Annotated in this window: 28 protein-coding genes; 10 read left to right on the top strand and 18 right to left on the bottom strand. The window is 67.2% G+C overall.

The annotated features are described in order from the left end of the window. Positions 1 to 4: 4 nt before the first annotated feature. Together ACFXN1_RS35105 and ACFXN1_RS35110 are read right to left on the bottom strand one after the other, a co-directional pair. Positions 5 to 505: a hypothetical protein gene (locus ACFXN1_RS35105; protein ID WP_379438343.1), complete on the bottom strand. Its 501-nt coding sequence runs from the start codon at positions 503 to 505 to the stop codon at positions 5 to 7. Positions 506 to 667: 162 nt separating this feature from the next. Then, complete coding sequence (locus tag ACFXN1_RS35110) at positions 668 to 1,105, bottom strand: VC0807 family protein (protein WP_379438341.1); 438 nt, start codon at positions 1,103 to 1,105, stop codon at positions 668 to 670. A 191-nt stretch (positions 1,106 to 1,296) separates the two neighbouring features. Between ACFXN1_RS35110 and ACFXN1_RS35115 the strand changes: the two genes are divergently transcribed. From ACFXN1_RS35115 to ACFXN1_RS35130, 4 genes are read left to right on the top strand one after another with little or no spacing between them, the layout of a single operon-like run. Next, positions 1,297 to 2,205: an ATP-binding cassette domain-containing protein gene (locus ACFXN1_RS35115; RefSeq protein WP_379438340.1), complete on the top strand. Its 909-nt coding sequence runs from the start codon at positions 1,297 to 1,299 to the stop codon at positions 2,203 to 2,205. Positions 2,206 to 2,226: 21 nt separating this feature from the next. Beyond that, entirely contained in the window at positions 2,227 to 2,928 is a 702-nt protein-coding gene (locus ACFXN1_RS35120) for an ABC transporter permease (RefSeq protein WP_379438338.1), read from the top strand. Between the two features lie 29 nt (positions 2,929 to 2,957). Next, positions 2,958 to 4,082 carry a sensor histidine kinase gene (locus ACFXN1_RS35125; RefSeq protein ID WP_379463772.1) on the top strand — a complete coding sequence of 375 codons (1,125 nt, stop codon included), beginning with the start codon at positions 2,958 to 2,960 and terminating at the stop codon, positions 4,080 to 4,082. A gap of 21 nt (positions 4,083 to 4,103) precedes the next feature. Beyond that, on the top strand, positions 4,104 to 4,751 hold the full coding sequence (locus ACFXN1_RS35130; RefSeq protein ID WP_379395307.1) for a response regulator: 648 nt from the start codon (positions 4,104 to 4,106) through the stop codon (positions 4,749 to 4,751). 7 nt (positions 4,752 to 4,758) lie between these two features. Here ACFXN1_RS35130 and ACFXN1_RS35135 read toward each other — a convergent pair whose 3' ends face one another. Continuing rightward, positions 4,759 to 5,106: a DUF2218 domain-containing protein gene (locus tag ACFXN1_RS35135; RefSeq protein WP_379438335.1), complete on the bottom strand. Its 348-nt coding sequence runs from the start codon at positions 5,104 to 5,106 to the stop codon at positions 4,759 to 4,761. 5 nt (positions 5,107 to 5,111) lie between these two features. Beyond that, positions 5,112 to 5,732, bottom strand: a complete 621-nt coding sequence (locus ACFXN1_RS35140) for a class I SAM-dependent methyltransferase (RefSeq protein WP_379438333.1) — start codon at positions 5,730 to 5,732, stop codon at positions 5,112 to 5,114. A gap of 114 nt (positions 5,733 to 5,846) precedes the next feature. Between ACFXN1_RS35140 and ACFXN1_RS35145 the strand changes: the two genes are divergently transcribed. After that, a complete protein-coding gene (locus tag ACFXN1_RS35145; RefSeq protein WP_379438331.1) occupies positions 5,847 to 6,419 on the top strand; it encodes a TetR/AcrR family transcriptional regulator in 573 nt (190 codons plus the stop codon). Between the two features lie 57 nt (positions 6,420 to 6,476). Here the strand turns inward: ACFXN1_RS35145 and ACFXN1_RS35150 are convergent, their stop codons facing one another. After that, entirely contained in the window at positions 6,477 to 7,076 is a 600-nt protein-coding gene (locus tag ACFXN1_RS35150; RefSeq protein ID WP_379438329.1) for a TetR/AcrR family transcriptional regulator, read from the bottom strand. A 121-nt stretch (positions 7,077 to 7,197) separates the two neighbouring features. On the opposite strand from ACFXN1_RS35150, the gene ACFXN1_RS35155 reads away from it, so the two are divergent. Together ACFXN1_RS35155 and ACFXN1_RS35160 are read left to right on the top strand one after the other, a co-directional pair. After that, positions 7,198 to 7,566, top strand: a complete 369-nt coding sequence (locus ACFXN1_RS35155; RefSeq protein WP_379438327.1) for a hypothetical protein — start codon at positions 7,198 to 7,200, stop codon at positions 7,564 to 7,566. Positions 7,567 to 7,660: 94 nt separating this feature from the next. Then, on the top strand, positions 7,661 to 9,214 hold the full coding sequence (locus ACFXN1_RS35160; RefSeq protein WP_379438325.1) for an amino acid permease: 1,554 nt from the start codon (positions 7,661 to 7,663) through the stop codon (positions 9,212 to 9,214). A 25-nt stretch (positions 9,215 to 9,239) separates the two neighbouring features. Here the strand turns inward: ACFXN1_RS35160 and ACFXN1_RS35165 are convergent, their stop codons facing one another. From ACFXN1_RS35165 to ACFXN1_RS35185, 5 genes are all read right to left on the bottom strand, one after another. After that, complete coding sequence (locus ACFXN1_RS35165) at positions 9,240 to 10,019, bottom strand: 3-oxoacyl-ACP reductase (RefSeq protein WP_379438397.1); 780 nt, start codon at positions 10,017 to 10,019, stop codon at positions 9,240 to 9,242. Positions 10,020 to 10,029: 10 nt separating this feature from the next. Continuing rightward, positions 10,030 to 11,391, bottom strand: a complete 1,362-nt coding sequence (locus tag ACFXN1_RS35170; RefSeq protein WP_379438323.1) for an aldehyde dehydrogenase family protein — start codon at positions 11,389 to 11,391, stop codon at positions 10,030 to 10,032. Next, entirely contained in the window at positions 11,388 to 12,131 is a 744-nt protein-coding gene (locus ACFXN1_RS35175; protein ID WP_379438322.1) for a gamma-glutamyl-gamma-aminobutyrate hydrolase family protein, read from the bottom strand. Before ACFXN1_RS35175 ends, ACFXN1_RS35170 begins: the two co-directional genes overlap by 4 nt. Further along, positions 12,112 to 13,479, bottom strand: a complete 1,368-nt coding sequence (locus tag ACFXN1_RS35180; RefSeq protein WP_379438320.1) for a glutamine synthetase family protein — start codon at positions 13,477 to 13,479, stop codon at positions 12,112 to 12,114. Before ACFXN1_RS35180 ends, ACFXN1_RS35175 begins: the two co-directional genes overlap by 20 nt. A gap of 163 nt (positions 13,480 to 13,642) precedes the next feature. Continuing rightward, the gene (locus ACFXN1_RS35185) at positions 13,643 to 13,843 is read right to left on the bottom strand and encodes a hypothetical protein (protein ID WP_379438319.1); all 201 of its coding nucleotides are present in this window, start codon (positions 13,841 to 13,843) and stop codon (positions 13,643 to 13,645) included. A gap of 174 nt (positions 13,844 to 14,017) precedes the next feature. Here ACFXN1_RS35185 and ACFXN1_RS35190 point away from each other — a divergent pair, with 174 nt between their 5' ends. Further along, positions 14,018 to 14,560 (top strand): AAA family ATPase, encoded by a 543-nt coding sequence (locus tag ACFXN1_RS35190; protein WP_379438317.1) that lies wholly within the window; start codon positions 14,018 to 14,020, stop codon positions 14,558 to 14,560. 115 nt (positions 14,561 to 14,675) lie between these two features. Here ACFXN1_RS35190 and ACFXN1_RS35195 read toward each other — a convergent pair whose 3' ends face one another. From ACFXN1_RS35195 to ACFXN1_RS35210, 4 genes are all read right to left on the bottom strand, one after another. Next, positions 14,676 to 15,365 (bottom strand): methyltransferase domain-containing protein, encoded by a 690-nt coding sequence (locus ACFXN1_RS35195; RefSeq protein ID WP_379438316.1) that lies wholly within the window; start codon positions 15,363 to 15,365, stop codon positions 14,676 to 14,678. Between the two features lie 251 nt (positions 15,366 to 15,616). After that, on the bottom strand, positions 15,617 to 16,453 hold the full coding sequence (locus tag ACFXN1_RS35200; RefSeq protein ID WP_379438314.1) for a DUF5753 domain-containing protein: 837 nt from the start codon (positions 16,451 to 16,453) through the stop codon (positions 15,617 to 15,619). Then, entirely contained in the window at positions 16,450 to 16,986 is a 537-nt protein-coding gene (locus ACFXN1_RS35205; RefSeq protein ID WP_379438313.1) for a DUF6879 family protein, read from the bottom strand. The genes ACFXN1_RS35200 and ACFXN1_RS35205 overlap by 4 nt, the downstream gene beginning before the upstream one ends. Beyond that, the gene (locus tag ACFXN1_RS35210) at positions 16,967 to 17,200 is read right to left on the bottom strand and encodes a hypothetical protein (protein ID WP_379438311.1); all 234 of its coding nucleotides are present in this window, start codon (positions 17,198 to 17,200) and stop codon (positions 16,967 to 16,969) included. Before ACFXN1_RS35210 ends, ACFXN1_RS35205 begins: the two co-directional genes overlap by 20 nt. A gap of 515 nt (positions 17,201 to 17,715) precedes the next feature. Between ACFXN1_RS35210 and ACFXN1_RS35215 the strand changes: the two genes are divergently transcribed. Further along, positions 17,716 to 18,030, top strand: a complete 315-nt coding sequence (locus ACFXN1_RS35215) for a hypothetical protein (RefSeq protein ID WP_379463773.1) — start codon at positions 17,716 to 17,718, stop codon at positions 18,028 to 18,030. Here the strand turns inward: ACFXN1_RS35215 and ACFXN1_RS35220 are convergent. The 4 genes from ACFXN1_RS35220 to ACFXN1_RS35235 all read right to left on the bottom strand — a co-directional run bounded on the left by ACFXN1_RS35220 (position 18,005) and on the right by ACFXN1_RS35235 (position 21,657). Continuing rightward, positions 18,005 to 18,643, bottom strand: coding sequence for a hypothetical protein (locus ACFXN1_RS35220; RefSeq protein WP_379438308.1), 639 nt, complete (start codon positions 18,641 to 18,643; stop codon positions 18,005 to 18,007). The two genes, ACFXN1_RS35215 and ACFXN1_RS35220, sit on opposite strands and share 26 nt — an antisense overlap. Before the next feature lie 294 nt (positions 18,644 to 18,937). Further along, the gene (locus ACFXN1_RS35225) at positions 18,938 to 20,341 is read right to left on the bottom strand and encodes an FAD-dependent oxidoreductase (protein WP_379463774.1); all 1,404 of its coding nucleotides are present in this window, start codon (positions 20,339 to 20,341) and stop codon (positions 18,938 to 18,940) included. A gap of 16 nt (positions 20,342 to 20,357) precedes the next feature. Beyond that, positions 20,358 to 21,512, bottom strand: a complete 1,155-nt coding sequence (locus ACFXN1_RS35230) for a diiron oxygenase (RefSeq protein ID WP_379445687.1) — start codon at positions 21,510 to 21,512, stop codon at positions 20,358 to 20,360. A gap of 19 nt (positions 21,513 to 21,531) precedes the next feature. Further along, positions 21,532 to 21,657 carry a hypothetical protein gene (locus tag ACFXN1_RS35235; protein WP_379445688.1) on the bottom strand — a complete coding sequence of 42 codons (126 nt, stop codon included), beginning with the start codon at positions 21,655 to 21,657 and terminating at the stop codon, positions 21,532 to 21,534. Positions 21,658 to 21,848: 191 nt separating this feature from the next. On the opposite strand from ACFXN1_RS35235, the gene ACFXN1_RS35240 reads away from it, so the two are divergent. Beyond that, complete coding sequence (locus tag ACFXN1_RS35240) at positions 21,849 to 22,559, top strand: carbon-nitrogen hydrolase family protein (protein WP_379445689.1); 711 nt, start codon at positions 21,849 to 21,851, stop codon at positions 22,557 to 22,559. Positions 22,560 to 22,677 lie beyond the last annotated feature (118 nt).

A 22,677-nucleotide genomic window follows, 5' to 3' on the forward strand; every position in this document is an offset into this window, starting at 1 on the left:
GGGATCAGTAGCCGAAAGGCACTGGTCCCCTTTGGCTGAACCCGTGCCCCATCGACGTGCACACGGCCGAGCCATTGAAGGTGATCTGACAGGTCGCGCCGGCATGGGTAATCGAGAACTGCGGATCGTGTCCGCTCACCTGCGCGATGGGGGCCAGACCCGGATTTCCGCCCGCGAGGGTGTGGCTGCCGTTGGAATTCCACTCGGGATGCGCGGGCAGCGTGGTCGAATCGATGGCAATGGCAGGAACATTCGAGAACGGCACCTGCGCCCCGGCATAGAGCACATTCATGGTGGCGGCCGGAACCGTCAGATCACACCCCACCGCGCCGGCCGCGCCGATCGAACAGTTCCACTCGCCCATGCTGAAATACACGGTGTCGCCGACCTGGGCGGGACCGCCCGCGTCGTCGGCGTACGCGCCGCCCGCCCCGAACAAACCGGCAACAATCCCGAGAATTCCCCCGCAAACCCATGCGGCGGTCGCTTTCACAGCTCTGGACACGGCATCTCCCTGATGCGCATTAAGTGTTATCGGCCGAACCGGCCATAGAGAAAACGTATCACTTTACGGCGCAAAGGCAGAAGTTCTGTCGAGGGGGCTGACACAATTTTCGGCCACCGCGCCGGTCAATTCGCCTCAGCGACCGGCAAATCCTTCCGTGTTTCAGACCTTCAGCCCGTTGCGGGTGACGTAGACGATGTGGAAGGTGATCAGCCCGGCGAGGACCACGAGCCATTGCAGCGTGGTGGCCAGGGGAACGGCGTCGAGGGGCAGTGCGTAGGCGAAGACCACCCGGATGACGGCGTCGAGGGTGAACACCGTGCCCCACAACGCGGTCAGCACGCGCAATTGATGGCGGAAGCGGGAGTCGTTGTCCCAGCGGGTATCCCATTCGCGATACCCCGCCTCGCCGATCTTCACCGTGACGATGGTGCGGGCGAAGCTGCGCATCATGGGCCGCTGGGTGAACAGCGTGCCCAGCGTCCACAGGCCCAGCGCCCCGAACAGCCAGCTGTCCCGGACCAGCAGGGTGCGCGGATCGCCGGTGACCAGGGACACCACCGTGCCCGCCACGATCAGGGTGAGGGTGAATGCGTCCACCGAGCCACGGATGGCCATCAGCGGCCGAGCAAGAGAATCGTCCGCTCCGCGACACTCATCGACCCGGACGTAAGCCGAAAGTGGTACCTCGCCGTGTGCTGTCGGCTGATGGCCGCGCCACGCCGCGCCGGAATCGTCGGAGCAGACACGGTGACGCAGCGGGCGTCGCCCTTCCGATACGAGGTGAACGAATGATTCAGGCGCGTGGGCTCGGCAAGCGCTACGGGGACGTACCGGCGGTGGACAACCTGTCCTTCGATGTCCGGCCCGGCGTGGTGACCGGCTTCCTCGGTCCGAACGGGGCCGGGAAGTCGACCACCATGCGGCTCATGCTGGGCCTCGATCACGGCAGCGGCCGCACCCTTTTCGACGGGCAGCCCTACGCCGAGCTGACCGATCCGCTGCGCTCGGTCGGCGTCATGCTCGATGCCCGCGCCGTGCATCCCAAGCGCACGGCCATCGGGCATCTGCGCATGATCGCCGCCGGAGCGGGCATCGGCGAGGGCCGGGTGGAGGAGGTGCTGGGCCTGGTCGGCCTGTGCAATGTGGCCGGGAAGCGGGCGGGCGGGTTCAGCCTCGGGATGCACCAGCGGCTGGGTCTGGCGGCCGCGCTGCTGGGTGATCCGGCCACCCTGATCCTGGACGAGCCCGCCAACGGGCTGGACCCCGAGGGTGTGCGCTGGCTGCGCGATCTGCTGAAAGAGCTTGCGCACCAGGGGCGCACTATCTTCGTCTCCTCTCATCTGCTGAACGAGATGGCGCACCTGGCGGATTCGCTGGTCGTCATCGGCGCCGGGCGGCTGCTGGCTGCGGAATCGGTGCGCGAGTTCGTCGCCCGCAACTCCGCGCCCCGCATCACGGCGCGCACCGATCGGCCCGCGGAACTCGCGAAGGCGTTGAACCGCCACGGGTTCCGCGCCCGGGTGGAGGCGGACGGCACGGTGGCCGTCGAAGGTCACGACCGGCAGGGTGTCGCCGCCCTGGCCCTGCGCACCGGGCTGCTGATCACCGAGCTGACCCAGGCGCGCACCAGCCTGGAGGACGCCTACTTCCAGGCCACCGCAGATTCCGCCCAGTACCGCGGCCACGTTGTCGCCTGACATCGAACAGGAATTCCGCTCATGTCCAATGCCATTCGCTACGAACTGACCCGGCTCGCCACCCTGCGCTCCACCTGGGCGCTGCTCGCGCTCGGCCTGGCCCTGCAGGCCTTCATCGCCTATCTGTCCGCGGCCCGCGACTACGCCACGCCGAGCGAGCAATTCGTCGCGTCGGTCTCGGGGCTGCCGTTGCTGCTGGCCACCCTGTTCGCCACCGCGGTGGCGGTCAATGCCTTCGGGCACGAATACCGTTACGGCACCATCACCACCACCGTGCTCACGGTGCGCCGGCCGGGCCGGGTTCTGGCGGCGAAGGCGCTCACGGTGGGCGTGCTCGCCGCCCTCTACGGCCTCGCGCTGGTGGGCGTGACCGTGCTCGTGCAGCTGCTGACCTCGACGCTATCGGCCGAAACCTCGCATCTGGCAAGGGCTTTCACCGCAGTGCCGGTGTACTTGACGCTCGCCGCCCTGGCCGGTATGGGCATCGCCGCCATCACCCGCAATGCGACCGTCGCCATGGTGGTGGCCATCGGCTTCCCGACCGTGGTGGAGACCGGCGCGGTGCTGGCCGGCGTCAGCCCGAAGGTGATGCCCTTCCTGTCCGCCGGGCAGTTGGTGCAGCCCGGTACCGGGCATCCCGCCCTGCTGGTATTGCCGCTGACGCTGGTGGCTGCCGGGTTGCTGGCACTCGGACGCGTACTGCTCGCGCGCCGTGACGTGTGAGAATGCCGGGCCCGACTAGGGTTGCCGGAATGAGCACGACGCGACGGATCGGCACGGCGATCCTCGATGTCGTGCTCGCCGCGCTGTTCGGCGCGACCGGTTTCGAGGAGGTGCACACCTCCGCGATCGGCCTGCTGCCCGCCGCCGCGGGCCCGCCGGTGGCCGTCGTGGCCGGTATCGCTCTGCTGGCGCGGCGCTTCCGGCCGCTGCCGGTGCTCGGGGTGGCGCTGTTCGGGCAGCTGCTGGTCGGCGCGTTCGCGCCCATGCTGCTGGCGATCTACACGGTCGCCCGGAGCTACGGCAACCGCCGCCCGACCTGGCTGGCGGCGCTCGCATCGGTGATCGTGGCGGTGGTGCCCTGGGGCGCGGGCAGCTGGTGGGAGCTGTTCGTCCACCGTGGCGTCCTCCTCACGGTCGGGCTCGCGCTGCCGCTGCTGCTGGGACTGTGGACCAACCAGCGTGCCGAAACCCTTGCGGCCCTGCGGGAACGCGCCGAGCAGGCCGAACGCGAACGCGACCTGCGCGCCGCGGCGGCCGTGGAGGCCGAGCGCCTGCGCATCGCGGGGGAGCTGCACGATATTGTGGCGCACCGGATTTCGCAGATCACCGTGCTGGCCGGGGCGCTCGAGGTGTCCGCCGACGGCAAGCCCGCCGAGATCGCCGGCACCATCCGCGCCACCGGATCGCGCGCCCTGACCGAGATGCGGGAGCTGCTCGGCGTGCTGCGCGCCCGCGACAGTGGGGAGGCAGCGCCGCTGCGGCCCGTGCCCGACCTCGGCGCCATTGCCGAGCTCGTCGCCGAGGCGGTCGCCGCCGGGCAACAGGTGGACCTGTCACTGCCGCCGGACCTGCCGCCGGTGCCGGGACCGGTCGGCCGGGCCGCGCATCGACTGGTCCGGGAGGCGCTGACCAATGCCGCCAAGCATGCGGCCGGGGCCGAGGTACGGGTGGCGCTCACCATCACCGACGATCGTCTCGACGTCGATGTCCGCAACGGCCCCGGTGAGCGAACCGCCCTGGCTGCCCAGGGTTCCGGCTTCGGTCTGCTCGGCATGCGCGAACGGGTCGAACTCGCCGGTGGGACCGTGCATTCCGGTCCGCTGGCCGGCGGCTACCGGGTGCACGCGACGTTCCCGCTGACGGCCGACGAATGACGATGTGGTGAAGGAGGTTTCGTGATCCGGGTGGTGCTGCTCGACGACGAGGAACTGGTGCGCTCCGGCATCGCCATGATCCTGGAGGCTGGTGGCGATATCGAGGTGGTCGCCCAGGACGGCGACGGCCGCGCCATCGTGGACCTGGTGCACCGGCACCGCCCGGATGTGGTGGTCACCGATATCCGCATGCCGCACGTGGACGGTCTCGAGGTGACCCGCCGGGTCCGCGGCCTCCCCACGCCGCCGGCGGTGGTCGTCCTGACCACCTTCGGACTGGACGAATACGTCTACGCCGCACTGGAATCCGGCGCGGCCGGCTTCCTGCTCAAGGACACTCCGCCCCGCGAACTCGCCCGCGCCGTCGAGGTGGTCGCCGCCGGTGACGCCATCCTCGCCCCCGCCATCACCAAACGGATGCTCACCGCCTTCACGCAGGGTCCGGGCGCACAGCAACCGGACGCGCTCGCCCAGCTTTCCCAGCTCACCGATCGGGAACGCGAGGTCGCGCGGGCCGTCGCCACGGGTGCGGGCAACGCCGAGATCGCCCGTACCCTCCACATGAGCGAGTCCACGGTCAAGGTGCACATCAGCCGCGTCATCGCCAAGCTGGGTCTCGAAAACCGCACGCAGATAGCGATTCTCGTGCTGCGCGCCGGATTGGCCTGAAGGCCGGTCAGTCCGGGTCCCGCCAGTCGACGGTGAGGGAGCCGCCGCCGAATCGGGTCAGGTCGCGGGTGAGGATGTCGCGGATGCGGCGCAGGGCCGTGGCGTCGGTCGCGTCGATGCGCACCACGAGTGCCTCGGGTTCGGCGGTGAGGGTGCAGTGGCCCCAGGGGTCGAAATGGGCTGTGGTGCGGGTATCGGTGCCTTCGACGCGCAGGTGGATCTCGCCGGCGGCCCGGGGATTGCCGGCGTGGACGCGGTGGCCGCGCGGGGAGGCCATGGCCTCGGCGTGGGTGCGGAACTGACGTAGGTAGCGGGCCGATCGGTCGGTGGGGACACGGGATTCGAGTGCGGGCATGGGAATCACTGCCGGGTGAGGGCGGCGAGCCAGGCTGCCACCGGGGTCGGGCTGGGAAGGATGTCGAGGGTGGCAGGTTCGAGGGAATCGAGTCGCCAGCCATCGGTGAAGGCGGACTCGATATCGGTGCGGCTCAGGCGATGCGGACCCCAGGTGCCGGGCTGGCGATCGCTGAAGCCGAGCAGGAAGTAGCGTCCGCCCGGCGCAAGGATCGTGGCCAGGCCGTCGACCAGGGCGATGCGGTCCGCACCGTCGAACAGGTGGAACAGGCCGCAGTCCAGCACGGTGTCGAAGGTCTCGCCGAGGGTGGCCAGGTCCAGCGCGCTGTGGCGCACGAACCGGGCCTGCAGGCCGCGTTCCGCCGCCTTGTGCCGGGCCAGTTCGAGCGCCTGCGCGGATTGGTCGATCCCGGTGGCGTCGAGACCCAGGCCGGCGGCGAGCAACGCGTGTTCGCCGGTGCCGCAACCGAGGTCGAGGACCCGGCCGCGCAGGGCACCGGCCTCTGCGAGGGCGGTGAAGGCAGGCTGGGGGCGGTCGATGTCCCACGGCGGTTTCGTCGCGTACAGGGTGTCGGGTGCGTTGGGGTCGTGGTATTCGGGGTGGGGGTCGTCGATGGGTGGGAACACGGAATTCTCCTGTCGGGAGGGCCGGCCGGGACCTGATGCCTCGAATTTATCGAGACACTGTGTCTATGGTCAAGAGTCGGTGTCTACAGGGGTGTCAGTCTGTATGGTTGAGCCGTGCCGAAGCTGTGGAACGAGACGATCGACGCCCATCGCCGCGAGGTGCGGGACGCGATCCTCGATGCCACCGCGGCCCTGGCCTTCGAACAGGGGCTGCGCGGGGTGACCATGTCGCAGATCGCCACTCGCGCCGGCATCGGACGGGCCACCCTCTACAAGTACTTCCCGGATGTCGAGACCATTCTGCGCACCTGGCACGCCCGCCGGATCGAGGCCCACCTCGGGGAGCTGGTCAAGGTCCGCGACGGTGAGGGCAGCGCGAGCGGCCGCCTCGACGCCGTCCTCACCGCCTACGCGCACATCACCCGCCAAACCGGTAGCCACGACCGGGAATTGGTGAGATTCCTCCATCCCGACGAGCACATCGTCGCCGCCCTGAACCAGCTGCGCGCCCTGCTCCGGCAGCTGATCGAGGAAGGTGCCGCCACCGGCGAACTGCGCACCGACGTCCCGCCCGACGAACTGGCCGCCTACTGCCTGCACGCCCTGTCGGCCGCGGCCGACGCGACGTCGGAGGCCGCGGTGGGACGGCTGGTATCGGTCACTGCGGCGGGACTTCGCGCGGTCTGATTCACCACCCTGCTCCCTGCGGCACGGATCGGCGCGCTTCGGGCGGGAGCTGGGATCTCAAGTTCGGTCGCGCGTAATTGTCGACCGCACAAGCGGTTCCAGCTGAGTGGCAATGCGATCCAAGGGCTCCGTGCTCTGCTGTGCGCGGCACATGGCCACGCTGCCCTCGACGGCGGCGACGATCAGGGTGGCCGTGCGCTCGGCCTCGGCGCGTTCGGCCCCGTGGGCGCACATCGAGTCGGTCAGCAGTTCGGTCCAGCGGCTGAAGGCCGCAGCGGCCGCCTCGCGTGGTGCGTCCTCGGCCTCGGGCAAGTCCTCGACGGCGACCGCCAGTACCGGGCACCCGGCCCGGAAGTCGGTGTCCACCACGACCTTCCGCCACATCCGCAGGAAGGCGCGCATCCCCTCGATCGGCCCCTGGTCCAGTTCGCCGGCGAGCAGGGTCGCCGCGAGATCCCCGGCGAAGGTGACCGCCTCGGTCGCGAGCTGGGTCTTGCCGCCGGGGAAGTAGTGGTACGTCGAACCCAGTGGCGCGCGAGCGTATTTGGCGAGCTCGCGCACACTGGTCGCGTTCAGGCCGCGCCGCCGGATCATGTCGGCCGCCCCGGCCACGAGTTTGCCGCGCGAATCCGCGGCCTCGCCCGGCGTCCCCGCCACCGCTCCTCCTTGTCTATAACAACTGTCATAGAGTATCGTCCATCGATTATAACGACTGTTATAGGCGGTCGGCCGGAAGCAAAGGAGCACGTAGATGCGGTCAGAGTGAGGCGCTGCGGGTGTGGGTGCCCCGCGCCGCGACTACGACATCGCGGTGGAGGGCACGTTCACGGCGGCGGGAGTCGATCTCGCGCTGCGTTCGCTCGGGCCGGGCGGATGCTGTCAGCCGGTCGGCTACTACCTGCCGGTGGGGACAAAGGTCCCGCTCATGCACATGTACGCCACCGACGCGACCGTGAAGATCGGCGTCTCGAATGTCCGGCCCATCCTGCCAGAGGTGCTGGATTTCGTTGCCCACCATGATATTCCGGCCGAGATCGTGACCACGATGACCGCCGCTCGGGAGGACGCGCCCGCGGCGTACACGGCGCACACCACCAAGCTGGTCCTGCGCCGCGAGCCCCTCGGGGTTTCCGAACCGGGCGACTAGTTTGCCCGTTGGCCTGCGGTTCGGCACTGGATTACCGCACACTGGGCTCCTGGCAAACGCCGTGTGAGGGCGGTGTTTTCACTCGGGAGCTAGCATGACCGCAACCCAGCCTCGATCCGATGATGAACGGCGGCTCGCCGAACTCGGTTACAAACAGGAATTGGCGCGATCCTGGTCCGGATTCTCCAATTTCGCGATCAGTTTCACCATTGTCTCGATTCTCACCGGCGGCCTGGCGAGCTATGGGATCGGCCTGTCCAATGGCGGGCCGATAACCATGGCATGGGGCTGGCCGCTGGTCTCGGTCATGGTGTTGTTCGTCGGGCTGGCCATGGCCGAATTGGCCTCGGCCTATCCGACATCGGGCGGACTGTACTGGTGGGCTTCGGAGCTGGGCGGGCCGGTGTGGGGCTGGTTCACCGGATGGTTCAACCTGATCGGGCAGATCGCGGTGACCGCGGCCATCGATTACGGCGCGGCCATCTTCACCACCGTGGTGCTGAATGTGATCGGATGGGATATCGGGACCGACCGCACTGCCATCTTCGCGGTGTTCTCCGGGATCCTGGTGCTGCACGCGGTGCTGAACATCATCGGCCCGCACCTGTCGGCGGTCATCAACAATGTGTCGGCCTGGTGGCATGTGGGCGGTGTGGCCATCTTCGTGGTGGTGCTGGGTTTCGGTGTGCGCCACCACCAGAGCATCGGCTTCGTGTTCACCAAGACCGTGGACAACAGCGCGATCGGGTTCGGCGGGGTGGCGTTCAGCTTCCTGCTCGGGCTGCTGCACGCGCAGTACACGTTCACCGGATACGACGCGTCGGCGCACATGTCGGAGGAGACGCACGACGCCTCGCGCATGGCGGCCAAGGGGATCATCAACACCATTGTGGTGTCGGCCGTCGCGGGTTATCTGCTCATCATGGCGGTGACGTTCGCGATCCCGAATCTCGACGATGCGCTGGATCCGGCCAAGAACAGCGGCTATCCGGTCATCTACATCCTGCAGAATTCGCTGAATTCGTTCTGGTCGGGGCTGCTGCTGATCATTGCCGCCGTCGCCCAATTGTTCTGCGGCTATGCCTCGGTCACCGCGGCCTCCCGCATGCTGTTCGCCTTCGCGCGCGACGGCGCGGTGCCGGGATCCAAGCTGTGGGCGAAGCTGTCGGCCCGCCGGGTGCCGGTGAACGCGGTCTTCTTCGTCTCGGTGTTCGCGTTCATCCTGCTGATTCCGTCGATGCTGGTGCCCGCCGCCAATGCCCCGACCGCGTACGCCGCCGCCACCTCGGTGGCCACCATCGGCCTGTACATCGCCTACGGGATTCCGGTGCTGCTGCGGCTGTTGCGCGGCAACCGATTCCAGGCCGGGCCGTGGCAGCTGGGCCGCTGGTATCGGCCGATCGGGATCATCGCGCTGGTCTGGATCGTGATCATCAGCGTGCTGTTCATCCTGCCGACCGACGATCACGGGTATCCGTGGGTGGACGGATTCACCTGGAACGCGGTGAATTACGCGCCCCTCACCCTGGTCGGGGTGGTGGGCGCGATCGCCGTCTGGTGGTTCGTCTCGGCCCGGCGCTGGTTCACCGGGCCCAGACGAACCGTGGAGGAGCCGCCGGAGGTCGACCAGGACCCCGTCGGCGCCTGAACCGCAGCGCCCGAAAACCGTTGCGCTACAGGGGTGTCACGTACGCGCCCGCAATACCGCCGTCGACCATGAACTGCGAGGCGGTGATGAAGGAGGAATCGTCGCTGGCGAGGAAGGCCACGGCGGCGGCGATCTCCTCCGGCTCGGCGAACCGCCCGACGGGAATGTGCACCAGGCGGCGCGCGGCGCGTTCGGGATCCTTGGCGAACAGCTCCTGCAACAGGGGAGTGTTGACCGGTCCGGGGCACAGCGCGTTCACGCGAATGCCCTGGCGCGCGAACTGGACTCCCAGCTCCCGGCTCATGGCCAGCACGCCGCCCTTGGAGGCGGTGTAGGAGATCTGGGAGGTGGCCGCGCCCATGACGGCCACGAAGGACGCGGTATTGATGACCGAGCCCCGGCCGCGTTCGAGCATGTGCTCGATGGCGTACTTGCTGCACAGGTAGACGGAGGTCAGATTGACCTCCTGCACCCGTTTCCAGGCGTCGATGCCGGTGGTGAGGATCGAATCGTCCTCCGGCGGTGAGATGCCCGCGTTGTTGAATGCGATGTCGAGGCCGCCGTAGCTGTCGACGGCGGCCTGGAACAGGTCCCGCACCTGCTCCTCGTCGGTGACGTCGACCTTCACGTAGAGCCCGCCGGCCTCGGCCGCGGCGGCCTCGCCGCTGGTGGCGTCGATATCGGCGACCACGACCTTCGCACCCTCCTGGGCGAAACGCCGGACGGTGGCCAGCCCGATGCCGCTGCCGCCGCCGGTGACGACCGCGACTCGATCCTGTAAGCGCTGCAACGTATCTCCTTCGATGAGGGGCGGGTTACTCGGTGGCGAGGAAGACGTTCTTGGTCTCGGTGAAGGCGCGGGCGGCGTCGGGGCCGAGTTCGCGGCCCAGCCCGGACTGCTTGAATCCGCCGAACGGCGTCCAATAGCGCACGGAGGAATGGGAATTCACCGACAGGTTCCCGGCCTCGACCCCGCGGGCCACCCGCAGTGCCCGCCCGACATCGCTGGTCCAGATGGAGCCGGACAGGCCGTAGGCGGTGTCGTTGGCGATGCGCAGGGCGTCGGCCTCGTCCTCGAAGGGCACCACCGCCACCACCGGGCCGAACACCTCCTCGGTGAGCACCCGGTCCTCGGGGCTCGACGGGAGGACGACGGTGGGGGCGAACCAGTATCCGGGGCCGTCGGGGCGGGCGCCGGTGAACGCCACCTTGGTCGACGGTTCGAGGAATCCGGCGACGCGGTCGCGGTGGGCGGCGGAGATGAGGGGGCCCATCTCGGTCGACTCGTCGGACGGATCGCCCACCCGCACGCCCTGGACCGCGGGTTCGAGCAGTCCCAGAAAACGGTCGAAAACGCTGCGCTGCACCAGGATCCGGGAGCGGGCGCAACAGTCCTGACCGGCATTGTCGAAGACGCCGTAGGGCGCGGTGGCGGCGGCGCGCTCGAGGTCCGCGTCGGCGAACACGATATTGGCGCTCTTGCCGCCCAATTCGAGGGTCACCCGCTTCACCTGCTCGGCGCAGCCGGCCATGATCTGCCTGCCCACCTCGGTGGAACCGGTGAACACCACCTTGCGCACGGCCGGATGGGTGACGAAGCGGGCCCCGACCACCGCGCCGCGACCCGGGATCACCTGGAAGACGTCCTCGGGCAGGCCCGCCTCCACGGCGAGCTCGCCGAGCCGGATGGCGGTGAGCGGGGTGAGCTCGGCCGGTTTGAGCACCACGGTGTTCCCGGCGGCCAGCGCGGGACCGAAGCCCCAGGCCGCGATGGGCATGGGGAAGTTCCAGGGCACGATGACGCCGACCACGCCCAGCGGCTCGCAGAAGGTGATGTTCACCCCTCCCGGGACCGGAATCTGATTGCCCAGCAGGCGTTCCGGCATGCCCGCGCTGTAGTGCAGGACGTCGCGGACATTGCCGGCCTCCCAGCGGGCATTGCCGATGGTGTGGCCGGCATTGCTGACCTCGAGCCGGGCCAGCTGCTCGATCTCGGCGTCCACCGCCTCGGCGAAGCGGCGCAGCAGCCGCGCCCGGTCGCCGGGGGTGACGGCGCGCCAGCTCGCCGTCGCCCGGTGCGCGCGTTCGATGGCGGCGTCGGTGGCGGCCGTGTCGGCCGCGGCGATGGTGGCCAGCACCTGCTCGGTGGCGGGATTGACGATGTCGGTGGTTGTCACGGGGTGCGCTCCTTTCGGTACTGTGCCGCATGGTCGACCAGGGCCCGCATGAGGCGGAGGTCGGTCGGGTTCTCCTCGGGATGCCATTGCACGCCCAGCAGGAACGGGCCGTCGCGGGTCTCCGCGGCCTCGATGATGCCGTCCGCTGAGTGCCCGGTGGCGGTGAGGCCGGGGGCGAGCGTGCCGATGGCCTGATGGTGGTGGCAGTGCGCCTTCGCCTCGGGGCCCACGATGGCGGCGAGGCGGCTGCCGGGAACAGTGCTGACGGTGTTGACCGTGAAGACGCCGGGGGAGCGGGAGTGGTCGGTGTGCCCCACGGCATCCGGGACGTGTTGCAGCAGGGTGCCGCCCAGGGCGACGTTCACCACTTGCAGTCCGCGGCAGACGGCCAGGACCGGCAGGCCCGCGGCGCGGGTGAGCGCGAAGAGCCCGAACTCGGACTCGTCGCGGTCGGGGCGCAGTCCGCGGGTGGCGGGATGCGGTGGCGCGCCGTAGCGGGCGGGATCGAGGTCCGCGCCGCCGGTGAGCACCAGGCCGTCGAGGCGGTCGACGAGCTCGGGGCGCGGAGTTCCGGTGGGCGGCAACAGGACCGGGATGCCGCCCGCGCGTTCGGTCAGGTCGACGTAGGTGCGGGCCAGCACCGCGGCGTCGACGTCCCAGTGGCCGAAGCGGGTGCGTTCGGAGTAGGTGGGCAGGCCGATGACGGGCCGGCGGCCGGGGTCAGAGTCGTTCGAAGCCACGAATCCGCTCCCAGTCGGTCACCGCCGCGTCGAAGGCGTCCAGCTCGACCTGCGCGGCATTGCGGTAGTGCCGCACCACCTCCGGACCGAACGCCTTCTGGGCGATCTTGCTGTCGCCGAACAGCTGCGCGGCCTCGCGCAGGGTGTGCGGGACGCGCGGGCGGTGCGAACGGTAGGCGTTGCCGTGGAACTCCGGCTCCAGCGGGAGCTGCTGCTCGATGCCGTGCAGACCGGCCGCGATGGCCGCGGCGACCGCCAGATACGGGTTCACATCGCCGCCCGGGATCCGGTTCTCCAGGCGCAGCGACGGGCCGTGGCCGACGACGCGCAGGGCGCAGGTGCGATTGTCGCGGCCCCAGGCCAGGGCGGTGGGCGCGAAGCTGCCGGCCTGGAATCGTTTGTAGGAGTTGATGTTCGGGGCCAGCAGGTAGGTGAGTTCGCGCAGGCAGTCCAGCTGGCCCGCGATGAAGTGGCGCATCAGGGCCGAGGGGTCGTCGCCGTCGGCGAAGACCGGCTCGCCCGCGCTGTTGCGCAGGCTCAGGTGGATGTGGCAGGAATTGCCTTCCCGCTCATTGTATTTCGCCATGAAGGTGATGCTGCGGCCCTCCTGGGCGGCGATCTCCTTGGCACCGGTCTTGTAGATGGTGTGGTTGTCGCAGGTGACCAGGGCTTCGTCGTAGCGGAAGGCGATCTCGTGCTGGCCGGGATTGCATTCGCCCTTGGCGGACTCGACATACATTCCCGCGCCGGACATGTCGGTGCGGATGCGGCGCAGCAGCGGTTCGATGCGGGCGGTGCCGAGCATCGAGTAGTCGACGTTGTACTGGTTGGCGGGGGTGAGATCGCGGTAGCCGCTGCGGAAGGCGGACTCGTAGGTGTCGTCGAAGACGAGAAATTCGAGTTCGGTGCCGACATAGGCGGACAGGCCGCGCTCGGCCAGGCGATCCAGCTGGGCGCGCAGCACCTGCCGTGGTGAGGCGGCCACGGGCTGCCCGGGCCGGCCGTGCGGGTCCACCTGCTCGACGTCGCAGAGCACCAGCGCGGTGCCCGGCCACCACGGCACCAGCCGCAGCGTGCCCAGGTCCGGGCGCAGCACGAAATCGCCGTAGCCGGTGTCCCAGGAGGACATCTCGTAGCCCTCGACCGTGGTCATCTCCACGTCGACGGCCAGCAGATAGTTGCACGCCTCCGTCGCCCGATCCAGCACCTCCTCCACGAAATACCGTGCCGAACAACGCTTTCCCTGTAATCGCCCCTGCATGTCGGTCATGGCCACCAGCACCGTGTCCAGCGTTCCCGCCTCGACCCGCGCCACCAGCTCCGCCACGCTCAGCATCCCGGCCCGCATTCTTGACCCCTCTCGACGTCAACCCCGCTCACGCTAGGCGAACCCGGGCTCCGTGTGTGCCCGAATACGGCAAGTGATCACCCGCGTGTCCGTACCGTTTCGGAGCTGGAGGCCGGTGCCGCGTGGGCGAACGGCTCGATGTGTCGCGCAGCGCCGGCCGGCGCTAGAGGCCGGCTTCGGTGAGAATCCGCCACGCGATCGGCGCGGCGAGACCCAGGACGATCAGCAGTGCGAGGACAGTGCTCGTCAAGCACCCGCCGCCGGCTCCGCCACCGCCCCCGCCGCGTGCCAGCCGTCCCGATTCCTGGGCTGCCCGAACCGCCCGTCGCGAGGCCTCGGACCCCTGCCAGTGCGGAGAGTTCATCGCCGTGCCGCCTTTCCTCCCGAATATGCCGACACCGCAACAGTATTGACCGACGCGGCACGCCGAATCCGCCGAAGTACTCAGCGCTGTTACTCACGGCCGGAGAGTCGGGCGACTCGCCGGGAGCGGAAATGTCGCTGCGGACGTGGCGGCCCGTCGGCTACCGTCCGGACCATGCCCGGTCCTGGTGAATCCGCCGCCGTCTATCTGATCACCGGTATTCAAGCCGCCGGGAAATCGACCGTGGCGCAGGCCCTCGCCGAGCGGCTGCCGCGCTCGGCCCATGTGCGCGGTGACATCTTCCGGCGTTTCCTGGTGGGCGGGCGCGCCGACATGACCCCCGATCCGAGTCCCGAAGCGCTCGAACAGCTCCGCCTGCGGCACCGCCTCGCCGCCGAGGTGGCCGACTCCTACGCGGCGGCGGGGTTCACGGCGGTGGTGCAGGATGTCGTGCTCGGCGACCTGCTGCCCTACCTGATCGGCCGGATCCGCACCGATCCGCTCTACGTCGTGGTGCTCGCGCCGAGTCCGGACGCGGTGGCGCGGCGCGAGGCCGCCCGCCCGAAGAACGCGTACGGAACCTTCACCGTAAACGACCTGGACAGCGTCCTGCGCGCCGAAACCCCGCCCCTCGGTCTGTGGCTCGACAGCTCCGACCTCACCGTCGGCGAAACGGTCGATGCGATCCTCGCGAACGCCCGGCCCTTGGCCCGCTGACGGATGCTGCTGGGAAGCCCAACTCTGGAAGGGCCCGTCCCAACATCCTCAGCGCCCTCAATGCCTGGGCTCGGACGCGATCACTCACTGTCACGAGGGTCCGTGCGGCACACCATCATTTGATCGGCGCCATCTGGAATTCGTACTCGACCTCGACGACGTCGCTGGTGATACCGAGTTCCAGAAGGTCGCCGCGCAGTTCATCCAACCGCGAATAGACCTCTGCCGATCCGGTGGGCACCAGAGGGAAGATCCGCACTTCGCCGCGGCTGACCCGGACCAGCTCGGTGATCGCGCGCACGTGGAAGTCGAATCCGAGCCCGTCGGCATAGGAGAAGAGCAGACGTGAGCTCAGCACCAAGTCGAAGGCGTTGTCAGGAAACGGAAGTCGAGGCAGCTCCGCAGGAACATATCGATCCGGATTTCGCTGCCGATCGGCGACGAAGAGTTCGACCGCCGAGCGCCGCCGCCGATGGTGATCATCCGGATCGGCGAAGAACGTCCAGCAGTAGTCGCCCGTACGGGCCCGGACGTACCGGTCGCCTAGATCGGTCTGGGCTCGGCAAACCTCCCCGACCTCGAGGCCATCGACCTCGAAATACGCTGCATCACAGGCGGTCACATCACCCCCGAACCCCGCCACCTCGGCGGCGAAGCTCGCCGCCCCAGCAGGGCAATCGAGGATCCGACCCCCGAGATCTGCTGCCCCGAGACCGAACATCGCCCGATACTCATCCAGCCCCCGCGAGGTGATCAGAAATCCGCCCACCTCATTGCCGAAGCCCGCGTCATCCCCGAAACCCATCCGCAATCTCTTCCTCTCGAATCAGCCACACCGACCGGAACAGGAAGCCGCAGAACACGAATCATGGCCGCCCGATGTGGCGGCCCAAACGCACAGTTCAAAGTCGCTGAGACAGCGGCCACCAGCCCTGCGCAAACATCATCACGCCCCGATTGGACCACACGCCCCCACCCGCCGCACGATCGAATTCCCAGCCGGCAGTGATCGCATCGGGAACCGGCGCACAAGGTGCTGCGGCGGCTGGCCTTCGCCTAACCGGACCGTGACTCGATGGCGTTGCGGATCAGCACTCGAGCCGGTTCGCCGGTTACCGATTGGCCGACAAGCCCTTTGAACGCCCGGCTGTAGGTCGCGATCTCTCGGGGCTGAGTAATCGTCAGCTCCGCCGCCGTTCCTTCCACCATGACGAGGCGGTTGTCGAACATGGCGAAGTTCGTCGAAACGACCAGCGCCTCAGCGGTTACCGGGATGATTCCGAGGGTGACGCGGGGCATCCCGAGGATGGTGGCCAACCGGTCGAGTTGGCCGATCATGATGGAGTTGGTGCCGACCGTGGTGTACAACGCTTGCTCAGCGATGAGGAAGTGGAACAGGTGGTGCCGCTGGTACAGGATGCGTTGGCGTTCCATGCGTTTCGATACTGCCTCGTCGACATCGTCGGGTATCTGATGGAACTCCATGCCGCGCCGTAGTTTCGCTTCTGCGTATTCCGCGGTCTGGAGAAGGCCGGGGATGATCTGTGGCTGGTAGTCGCGAATGTGGATTGCGTCGGCTTCGAGCTTCAGCGCTTTCTGTTGACGATGCTTCAATCCGGTGCCGAGGATGCGTCGCCATTCGAGGTAAGCGGTATCGATCGTGTGAAGGGTTGCCAGCAGATCCGCCACCTGATTGTCCGCGTCGGTGTGCAGGCAGTAGGCCCGGATGTCCGCATCGGTCGGTGTGATTCGCCCGTATTCGATTTTGCTGACCTTCGACTCATGCCAACCGCACAGCCGAGCCAACCTTCGCCCGGTGAGACTCGCCCTGAGGCGAAGCTCCCGCAGACGTAGCCCGAGAGCTTCCCTCGCATCTTGAACGCCGCTCGTCACTGTCGGGCGTGCTCGTTCTCGACGTATTCGGCGAAAGGCGTGCTCAGCTCCCACAGTCGGTTCTTCACGCCGCGGGAGTATGCGACGATTCCCGGATCGGTCGTCACCGCGAGTCCCGCCGGTTTCCCGTTCTCGTTCACCAGGTTGTAGACAACCCTCTCGTTGTCGATGAGCCACCAGTCGTCCGTCGGGACTGTTCCCGCGAGTTGCCTGGGAACATAACGGATGTCCTCACCGGCTGTCGTGTTGGTGTGGGTCACCGACAGCAGCCAGCGGTGGTAGTCGGTAATCGGTTCGGTGACTACGCGAATCCTGCTGACGACGACCCCTCGGCCGGTGGTCTCTCGGATCAGGTTGTTCCATCGGTCCTTGTGTTCATCCGGGAGAGCGGGCTCGCCGGCCAGGAAACGGCGGAACCGTTCGGACTCTTGCGGTACCGCATAGGCGTCCCTGACTTCCAGATGGAACGCGTCGTGCTTGCAGTCGCGGAACAGGCTCACCCAGTCGGGCGGATCATGCGGCAGTAGTAGCACCGTAGAAGCTCCTCTCCGCCACTGGGACCTCGATCGCTGTCTCGTTTGGTTCCATAGCGAGCTCGTCCACGATCTCTGGGTCGCACATCGGATTTCCGGTCAGCGTGAACGTTCCCCGGCCCGTGTCGGAAAGAGCCACGCCGATGAAAGTGTCGGGCGCGAGGAAACCGAGTAGAAGGTGTGGGATCTCCACGGTCTCGAGCCGATCGGTCATCCACCCCACGACGACATAGGTGCCGCAATCGGTGAGGTAGAGCGCTGGGCATTGCCCGACATCGGAACCGCCCCTACCAAGAAACGAAAGGCGCATGATGCTGCCCCCTGTCTAGCAGTGTGCGCAGGTTTTCCCGTGCATCAACCATAGTTCCCCGGTCAGCTCGGACGTGGGCCAACGTGAAAGATTTGCAGCAAAGTCGAGCACACTGATGGCTCCCGCCAGGCTCGTGTTCGTACCGTCGGGGCAGGCGCTCAGGTTCGGACGTGTATCTCCCGGTCCTGAGTTGCCAATCGAACGGCAGACGGGAGATCGAGATGTGGAGGAGTGCAAGGCTCTTCGAGTTCCCAGGTGGTCTGATCGAACTCCGGGACGCTGGGGGAGAGGACGACGACTGTGCCGGGTTCTATGTGGACTTCTACGGAACTATCGCGCTCGACGGACACCAGGAGTCAGGGGTGATCATGCGATACAAGCCAACATGTCTCGGCTATCTCCGGACGGATGTGTCCGGGATGGGCCAGCTTTGGGACGAGACCCAGGTGCGGAGGCTCGCCGAGCGCTACGGCTACGACCTGGCCGAGGTGGTCGTCTACGACCCGAAATCGGGCCGGCCGCCGCTGGCCCGGCTGAAGGCCCAGGCGACCCGCCTCGACGCGGAAGCGGTCATCGTTCCCGGACCGGAGCATTTCACCGACGGGCAGATACCCAGCTCACTGGTGCGGCGGCTGGACGTCATCACGATCCATCCCGAGGAAACCTATGCCCGCCGTGCGGTCCTGCCGCTGCCGGATCTGCCGCCGGTCAAGCCGAGGGAGCATGATCGCTGAGGCCTGGCTCCACCTCAGCTGAACTGGTGACCTCCCTCTGATGCGGAAGCGGCGCCGGGCTCGGCAGCGGGGCCAGGATTCCCAGATCAGCCCGGGCACACGCGTAAAAGCGGTCTCGCGCATCGGAAGTTCCCGCCAGCGCTTGCCGCACCGACTCCGCGGTGATCGACGTGTCATTGTGCAGCCGGCGGAGTTCCCACACCTTCTGCTGCCACTCACGAGCCGCAGCCACAGTCGGCCCATCGGCCAGCAGCAGAATCGACTCCAGCAACGCAGCCCGCTCGTCTTCCGCAGTCACCAAAAGTGGCCACCCTGTCGAAATATCCAGCACCTCATGGCCGGGCCAGAGCTCAGGATGCTTGGAAGCAGCCATCTTGACGTGGATCCGGACCTCACGTTTGACGGCTGCCGCATACGCGGAGTACGCCTCTCGCCGCGAGCCATCCCACCGCAGAGCCTGCTCCCGCTGCCAAGCGAAGAGCTCTTTCCGCGAGCCGAAATAGTAGCTCAACCACGCCGACGTAGCACCGGTGACAAGGGCGACCGCAGCACTGTAAAGCGCAAGCACCACACCAGGATACGGTTCACCGTGGTCGGTGATGATCCACGCCACCCGAGCCCGACCCTCGAGGTCCATGACCACCGAGACGGGCTAGGTCACTTGCTGAAGTCTTCGACCACGTCGCGGATGAACGGCCGGTCCAACCGTTCTGAACGTCCACTACGGCTGAGGAATTGGCGCGAAACTGCTGTTCGACAGCGGCTTGTGCGGGATTGCACCGGTCGCCCGCAACTCGGCAGCCGCGCTGGCAGGTCCGATCAGCGCGAAATGCGGCTCGGGCTTCATGGGGCACGGCATCACCGCGTGGATGATGATGTCGGCGTGGAGGTTTGAGTGCGAACCAGCTCACATGGCCGTGCCCCTCTGGTGGGTCGGGCGGGTCAGATGCAGGTCGATCGCGAGTTGCTCGACTGTTTCGGCGGCGCAGACGCGGTTCTCGCCGATTCCACCGTGCGCACCGCGTTTGGCCCATCCGACGACGTACAAGCCGCGCAAAGGATCCCTGGTTGTCGGAGAAATGACTCTGCCGTTTCGGTTGAGGATCTGACCGTTGTGTGTTTCGGGGAGTCCGTCGATAGGTGCCGTGCGGAACCCGATGGCACGAACCACCGTGCTGGCCAGGAACGTGTGCCCGCCGGTCGTATACACGGTCAATTCGCCGGTGCCCGTCGACTCGATGTTCGTCACGTGCTGTTCGAAGCAGAACACGACTGGCAGCCGGGTGTCGTCTCGGTCGTTCGGATTGGCCAGGTGGTCCATCGCCGGTCTCAGCGGCTGGTCGGCTGCGGAGCCGGGTTCATGTTCCAGGGTTCTGGTCGTGTGTATCGACAGATTGGGCAGGGCCAGGATGTCCTGCATGGCGGGGGTGGCAAATGCGGACCGGTCTGCGCAGGCACGGGACAGAACGGTCACCTGTGTCAGTGCGGCGATGCTCGGAGATGTGCTGTGTCGGTGGGCGAGGTGTCTGATCACTTCGAGGGCGACGTTTCCGCCGCCGACGATGAGGCAATGCGGCCCGAGGGTCGGCGGCGCGGTGGGGGATGGGTTGTTCACGCCGGCAAGGACATCGAGTGCGTCGCACACACCGGCGGGCATTGTCGAGTCGGATCGGGTGAGGGGGCGGGGAATCGAGGCGCCGTGGGCGAAGACCACCGCGTCGAACCGGCGGCGCAAGGCGTCGAGGGAGAGATCGCGGCCGATCTCGGTGTTGTAGACGACGTGGACCCGATCGTCGCCGAATGGCACATCGAACAGGCTCAGCATTTCGCGCAGGCCGGTGTCGGGTGCAATGGCCGTACGCAGCAGGCCGCCGAGGTGGGCGTGGCGTTCGTAGACGGTGACGTCGACGAAGCTGGACCGTCGCAGCAGCTCACGAATGGTGTACATGGCGGCGGGGCCGGCGCCGACGACTGCGATGCGGGGCCGTCGGTCACCGACGCCCGAAGGCCGTGGGAGCGGCGTTGCTGGTCGCCGGCCGGGTGTGGTTCGGGGCCTGGTGTTTGCGAAGTAGTCGCTGTTGCGGCGGAGATGGTGTTGTTCGGTCGCGGTGAGGGCGTGGTCGGCTTTGATCGCTGAGGTGGGGCAGGCGTCGACGCAGGCGGTGCAGTCGATGCAGGAGTTCGGGTCGATGTGCAGTGTCGGCGTGGTGGCGAAGTCGGTGTCGCCGGGTCGGGGGCGGATGCAGTCGCGCGGACACGCATTCAGGCAGGAGACGTCCTTGCAGCAGTGTCCCAGGATGACGTGGGCCATAATCGCTTTCGAGAGGTCAGAGCAGGTTCGAGGCGCGGTAGATGCGTCGAGCGACCCGGTTGAGCAGGCCTTCGCGGTGGAGGAACTCGATGAACGAGGCGGTGGCCGAGCGGAACATCATGCGGTGGTGCTCGTTGGCGTCGATCGCGGATTTCACCTCCGGCCAGCGCAGTCCGAGTTCTTCGTAGACGCGCCGGTTGATCAGGCTCTTCGCCACGACGTGGGTTCCGACGGCGATGGCGATCGTGCTCAGGAACCGTCGTGGCCGCGAGATGGTGGTGAGCTGGTCGCGAATGCGGCGGCGGGCGAAGGCCATGTGCCGTGATTCCTCGACGACGTGGATGTAGGAGGTGCGGCGTATCGCGTCGGCGACCGTGGCGTCTGTCATCCAGTCGCGTTGCATGGCGTCGAAGATTTCCTCCCCGGCCAGCACGATCCCATAGGCGACCTCGTGCCACGCGAACATTGCGAACAGCCGGCCCAACAGTTTCTGCAGCCGGTCGTGGGGATAGAAGTGTGCTCCGATGCTCTCGACGCCCTTGATGAACATCAGCGAATGCAGGTTCTCGTCGGCGCATTCGTTGAGCAGAAACGCGATGTCGGGGCGAGCGGGGTCGGCACCGTGATTGGCGCGCAACAGCGCGACTTGTAGTCCGACTTCGAGCCAGATCGCGATGCCGAGGAACTGCGCTACTTCGCATCGGGTCAACAGGATTCGTTGCTGCTCCGACATCGACGCCCAGATCGGGGTGTCGAACAGCGGCGACCACTGCGCGGTCATTCCATAGCACTGATCGGTGTCGGGCCCCGGCTCATACAGCTCCGGACATCGTGGGTCGAACGATAGTCGCTGGGCCGACTGGATCAGTGTGTGGAAGAACTGATCCTGCTCGGTCGCTACCATTGCTGAACTCCTCTGCTCGGTCATGTTCCACGCTGGTTGGCGCGCGGCCGGGCTTCCTTTTTCCTCCGCCGTGTTCTCGACGGCCTGGCGAACAGGGATGGCTGTCGGCGGACCTATGCCCGGAAAGGCGAGGCTCTGCGACTGCGCATCCCGCCGCGCTGACCGTCGCGCCTGGAATTCGCTGAAAGTGCCAACACTGCAAATCATTTTGGAGAGATCAGGCTCCCTCGGCTGTGCACGGTGAGCCGATGTGCGGACGTGACGCACCGCGCAGGCCGAGGATGGCTCAGGGAGTATAGGCGTTGGTGAGGGTGGCGACGTTGTCCAGGGCGTCGAGAGTGTCGCGGATGATCATTTGGCGCGGGCTCAGGCGCCGGCCTGCGGTGTCGAGGAATTCGCGTGCAGCAGACATGATCGAAATTGGGTACCCACTTTGAGCATTCGATGCCGACCAGCCTGTGCTGTCGGCCCGATCCCGTATCCACCATCGGGCGAATAGTGATGGCAGGCGGGCGGAGGCTGGAGGGGGTGGCACACCGGATCGAGGAAGGCATCGACCGCGTAGGTCACTGCGTTCACATTGTGCGGCGTAGTCTGCGGCGCATGAGAGTCGCGGCGGCACAGTTCACTTGCGCACCTACCGATGTCCGGGCCAATATCGGACAAATGGTCAGGCTCGCTGAACAGGCAGGCGCAGACTCAGCCGAGCTGATCGTGTTTCCGGAGCTGGCGGTGACCGGATACGAACTGGCCGCCATCGCGGCCGATGAGAGGTTGTGGCTCCGCGCCGATGACCCTCGCCTGGATCCGCTGCGCACCACCGGGATAGCGACCGTTGTGAACTGCGCTGCCCCCGATCTCGATGGTCACCGTCCCGTGATCGCCACTTACGTCTACAGCGCCGCCGGCGATCTGCTCACCACTTATCACAAACAGCATTTGTTTGAGGAAGAGCAGCAGTTCTTCACCTCCGTGGACAAAGACGGCCGCTTCGAACTCCAGGGTTTACGTTTCTCGCTTGCCACCTGCTTCGACAACCATTTCCCCGACTTGGTCGGCCGAATCGCCGACGATGGCTGTGACGTCCATCTGGCCAGCGCTCTGTACGGCACCGGTCGCGGCATTGCCGAACGTGCGTCGATATATCCAGGCATCGCAGACCGTGCGAACGTTTACGTGGTCCTTGCCAACCAGGTGGGGCCGGCGGGCCCGGTCACCGGGTGCGGCCGCGCCGCCCTGTGGGATACCTACGGAACCCTGGTGGCAGAGGCCGACGACCAGACACCGATGTTCGTCGTCGCCGATATCGGCTAGCAATGGCCACACGGCAGTGCTCCGGCGGAGGCCGAGACGCGGCGGTGCGTAACCCGCGAATAGGCCGTGACCCGTGAGAGGTCGGGCAATTACGCTGCTGGCCACAGAGATCCCCGAC

This window comes from Nocardia sp. NPDC059154 (assembly GCF_042755705.1).
GTDB lineage: Bacteria > Actinomycetota > Actinomycetes > Mycobacteriales > Mycobacteriaceae > Nocardia.

Excerpts from the sequence above, each read along its gene's own strand:
- ACFXN1_RS35195 (WP_379438316.1), bottom strand. The coding sequence starts at position 15,365 with ATGGGTTTCGGGGATGACGCGGGCTTCGGCAATGAGGTGGGCGGATTT.
- ACFXN1_RS35135 (WP_379438335.1), bottom strand. The coding sequence starts at position 5,106 with ATGCCCGCACTCGAATCCCGTGTCCCCACCGACCGATCGGCCCGCTAC.
- ACFXN1_RS35225 (WP_379463774.1), bottom strand. The coding sequence starts at position 20,341 with ATGGCCCACGTCATCCTGGGACACTGCTGCAAGGACGTCTCCTGCCTG.
- ACFXN1_RS35240 (WP_379445689.1), top strand. The coding sequence starts at position 21,849 with ATGAGAGTCGCGGCGGCACAGTTCACTTGCGCACCTACCGATGTCCGG.
- ACFXN1_RS35160 (WP_379438325.1), top strand. The coding sequence starts at position 7,661 with ATGACCGCAACCCAGCCTCGATCCGATGATGAACGGCGGCTCGCCGAA.
- ACFXN1_RS35185 (WP_379438319.1), bottom strand. The coding sequence starts at position 13,843 with ATGAACTCTCCGCACTGGCAGGGGTCCGAGGCCTCGCGACGGGCGGTT.
- ACFXN1_RS35180 (WP_379438320.1), bottom strand. The coding sequence starts at position 13,479 with ATGCGGGCCGGGATGCTGAGCGTGGCGGAGCTGGTGGCGCGGGTCGAG.
- ACFXN1_RS35215 (WP_379463773.1), top strand. The coding sequence starts at position 17,716 with ATGGGCCAGCTTTGGGACGAGACCCAGGTGCGGAGGCTCGCCGAGCGC.
- ACFXN1_RS35210 (WP_379438311.1), bottom strand. The coding sequence starts at position 17,200 with ATGACCGATCGGCTCGAGACCGTGGAGATCCCACACCTTCTACTCGGT.
- ACFXN1_RS35120 (WP_379438338.1), top strand. The coding sequence starts at position 2,227 with ATGTCCAATGCCATTCGCTACGAACTGACCCGGCTCGCCACCCTGCGC.
- ACFXN1_RS35235 (WP_379445688.1), bottom strand. The coding sequence starts at position 21,657 with ATGTCTGCTGCACGCGAATTCCTCGACACCGCAGGCCGGCGCCTGAGC.
- ACFXN1_RS35125 (WP_379463772.1), top strand. The coding sequence starts at position 2,958 with ATGAGCACGACGCGACGGATCGGCACGGCGATCCTCGATGTCGTGCTC.
- ACFXN1_RS35115 (WP_379438340.1), top strand. The coding sequence starts at position 1,297 with ATGATTCAGGCGCGTGGGCTCGGCAAGCGCTACGGGGACGTACCGGCG.
- ACFXN1_RS35190 (WP_379438317.1), top strand. The coding sequence starts at position 14,018 with ATGCCCGGTCCTGGTGAATCCGCCGCCGTCTATCTGATCACCGGTATT.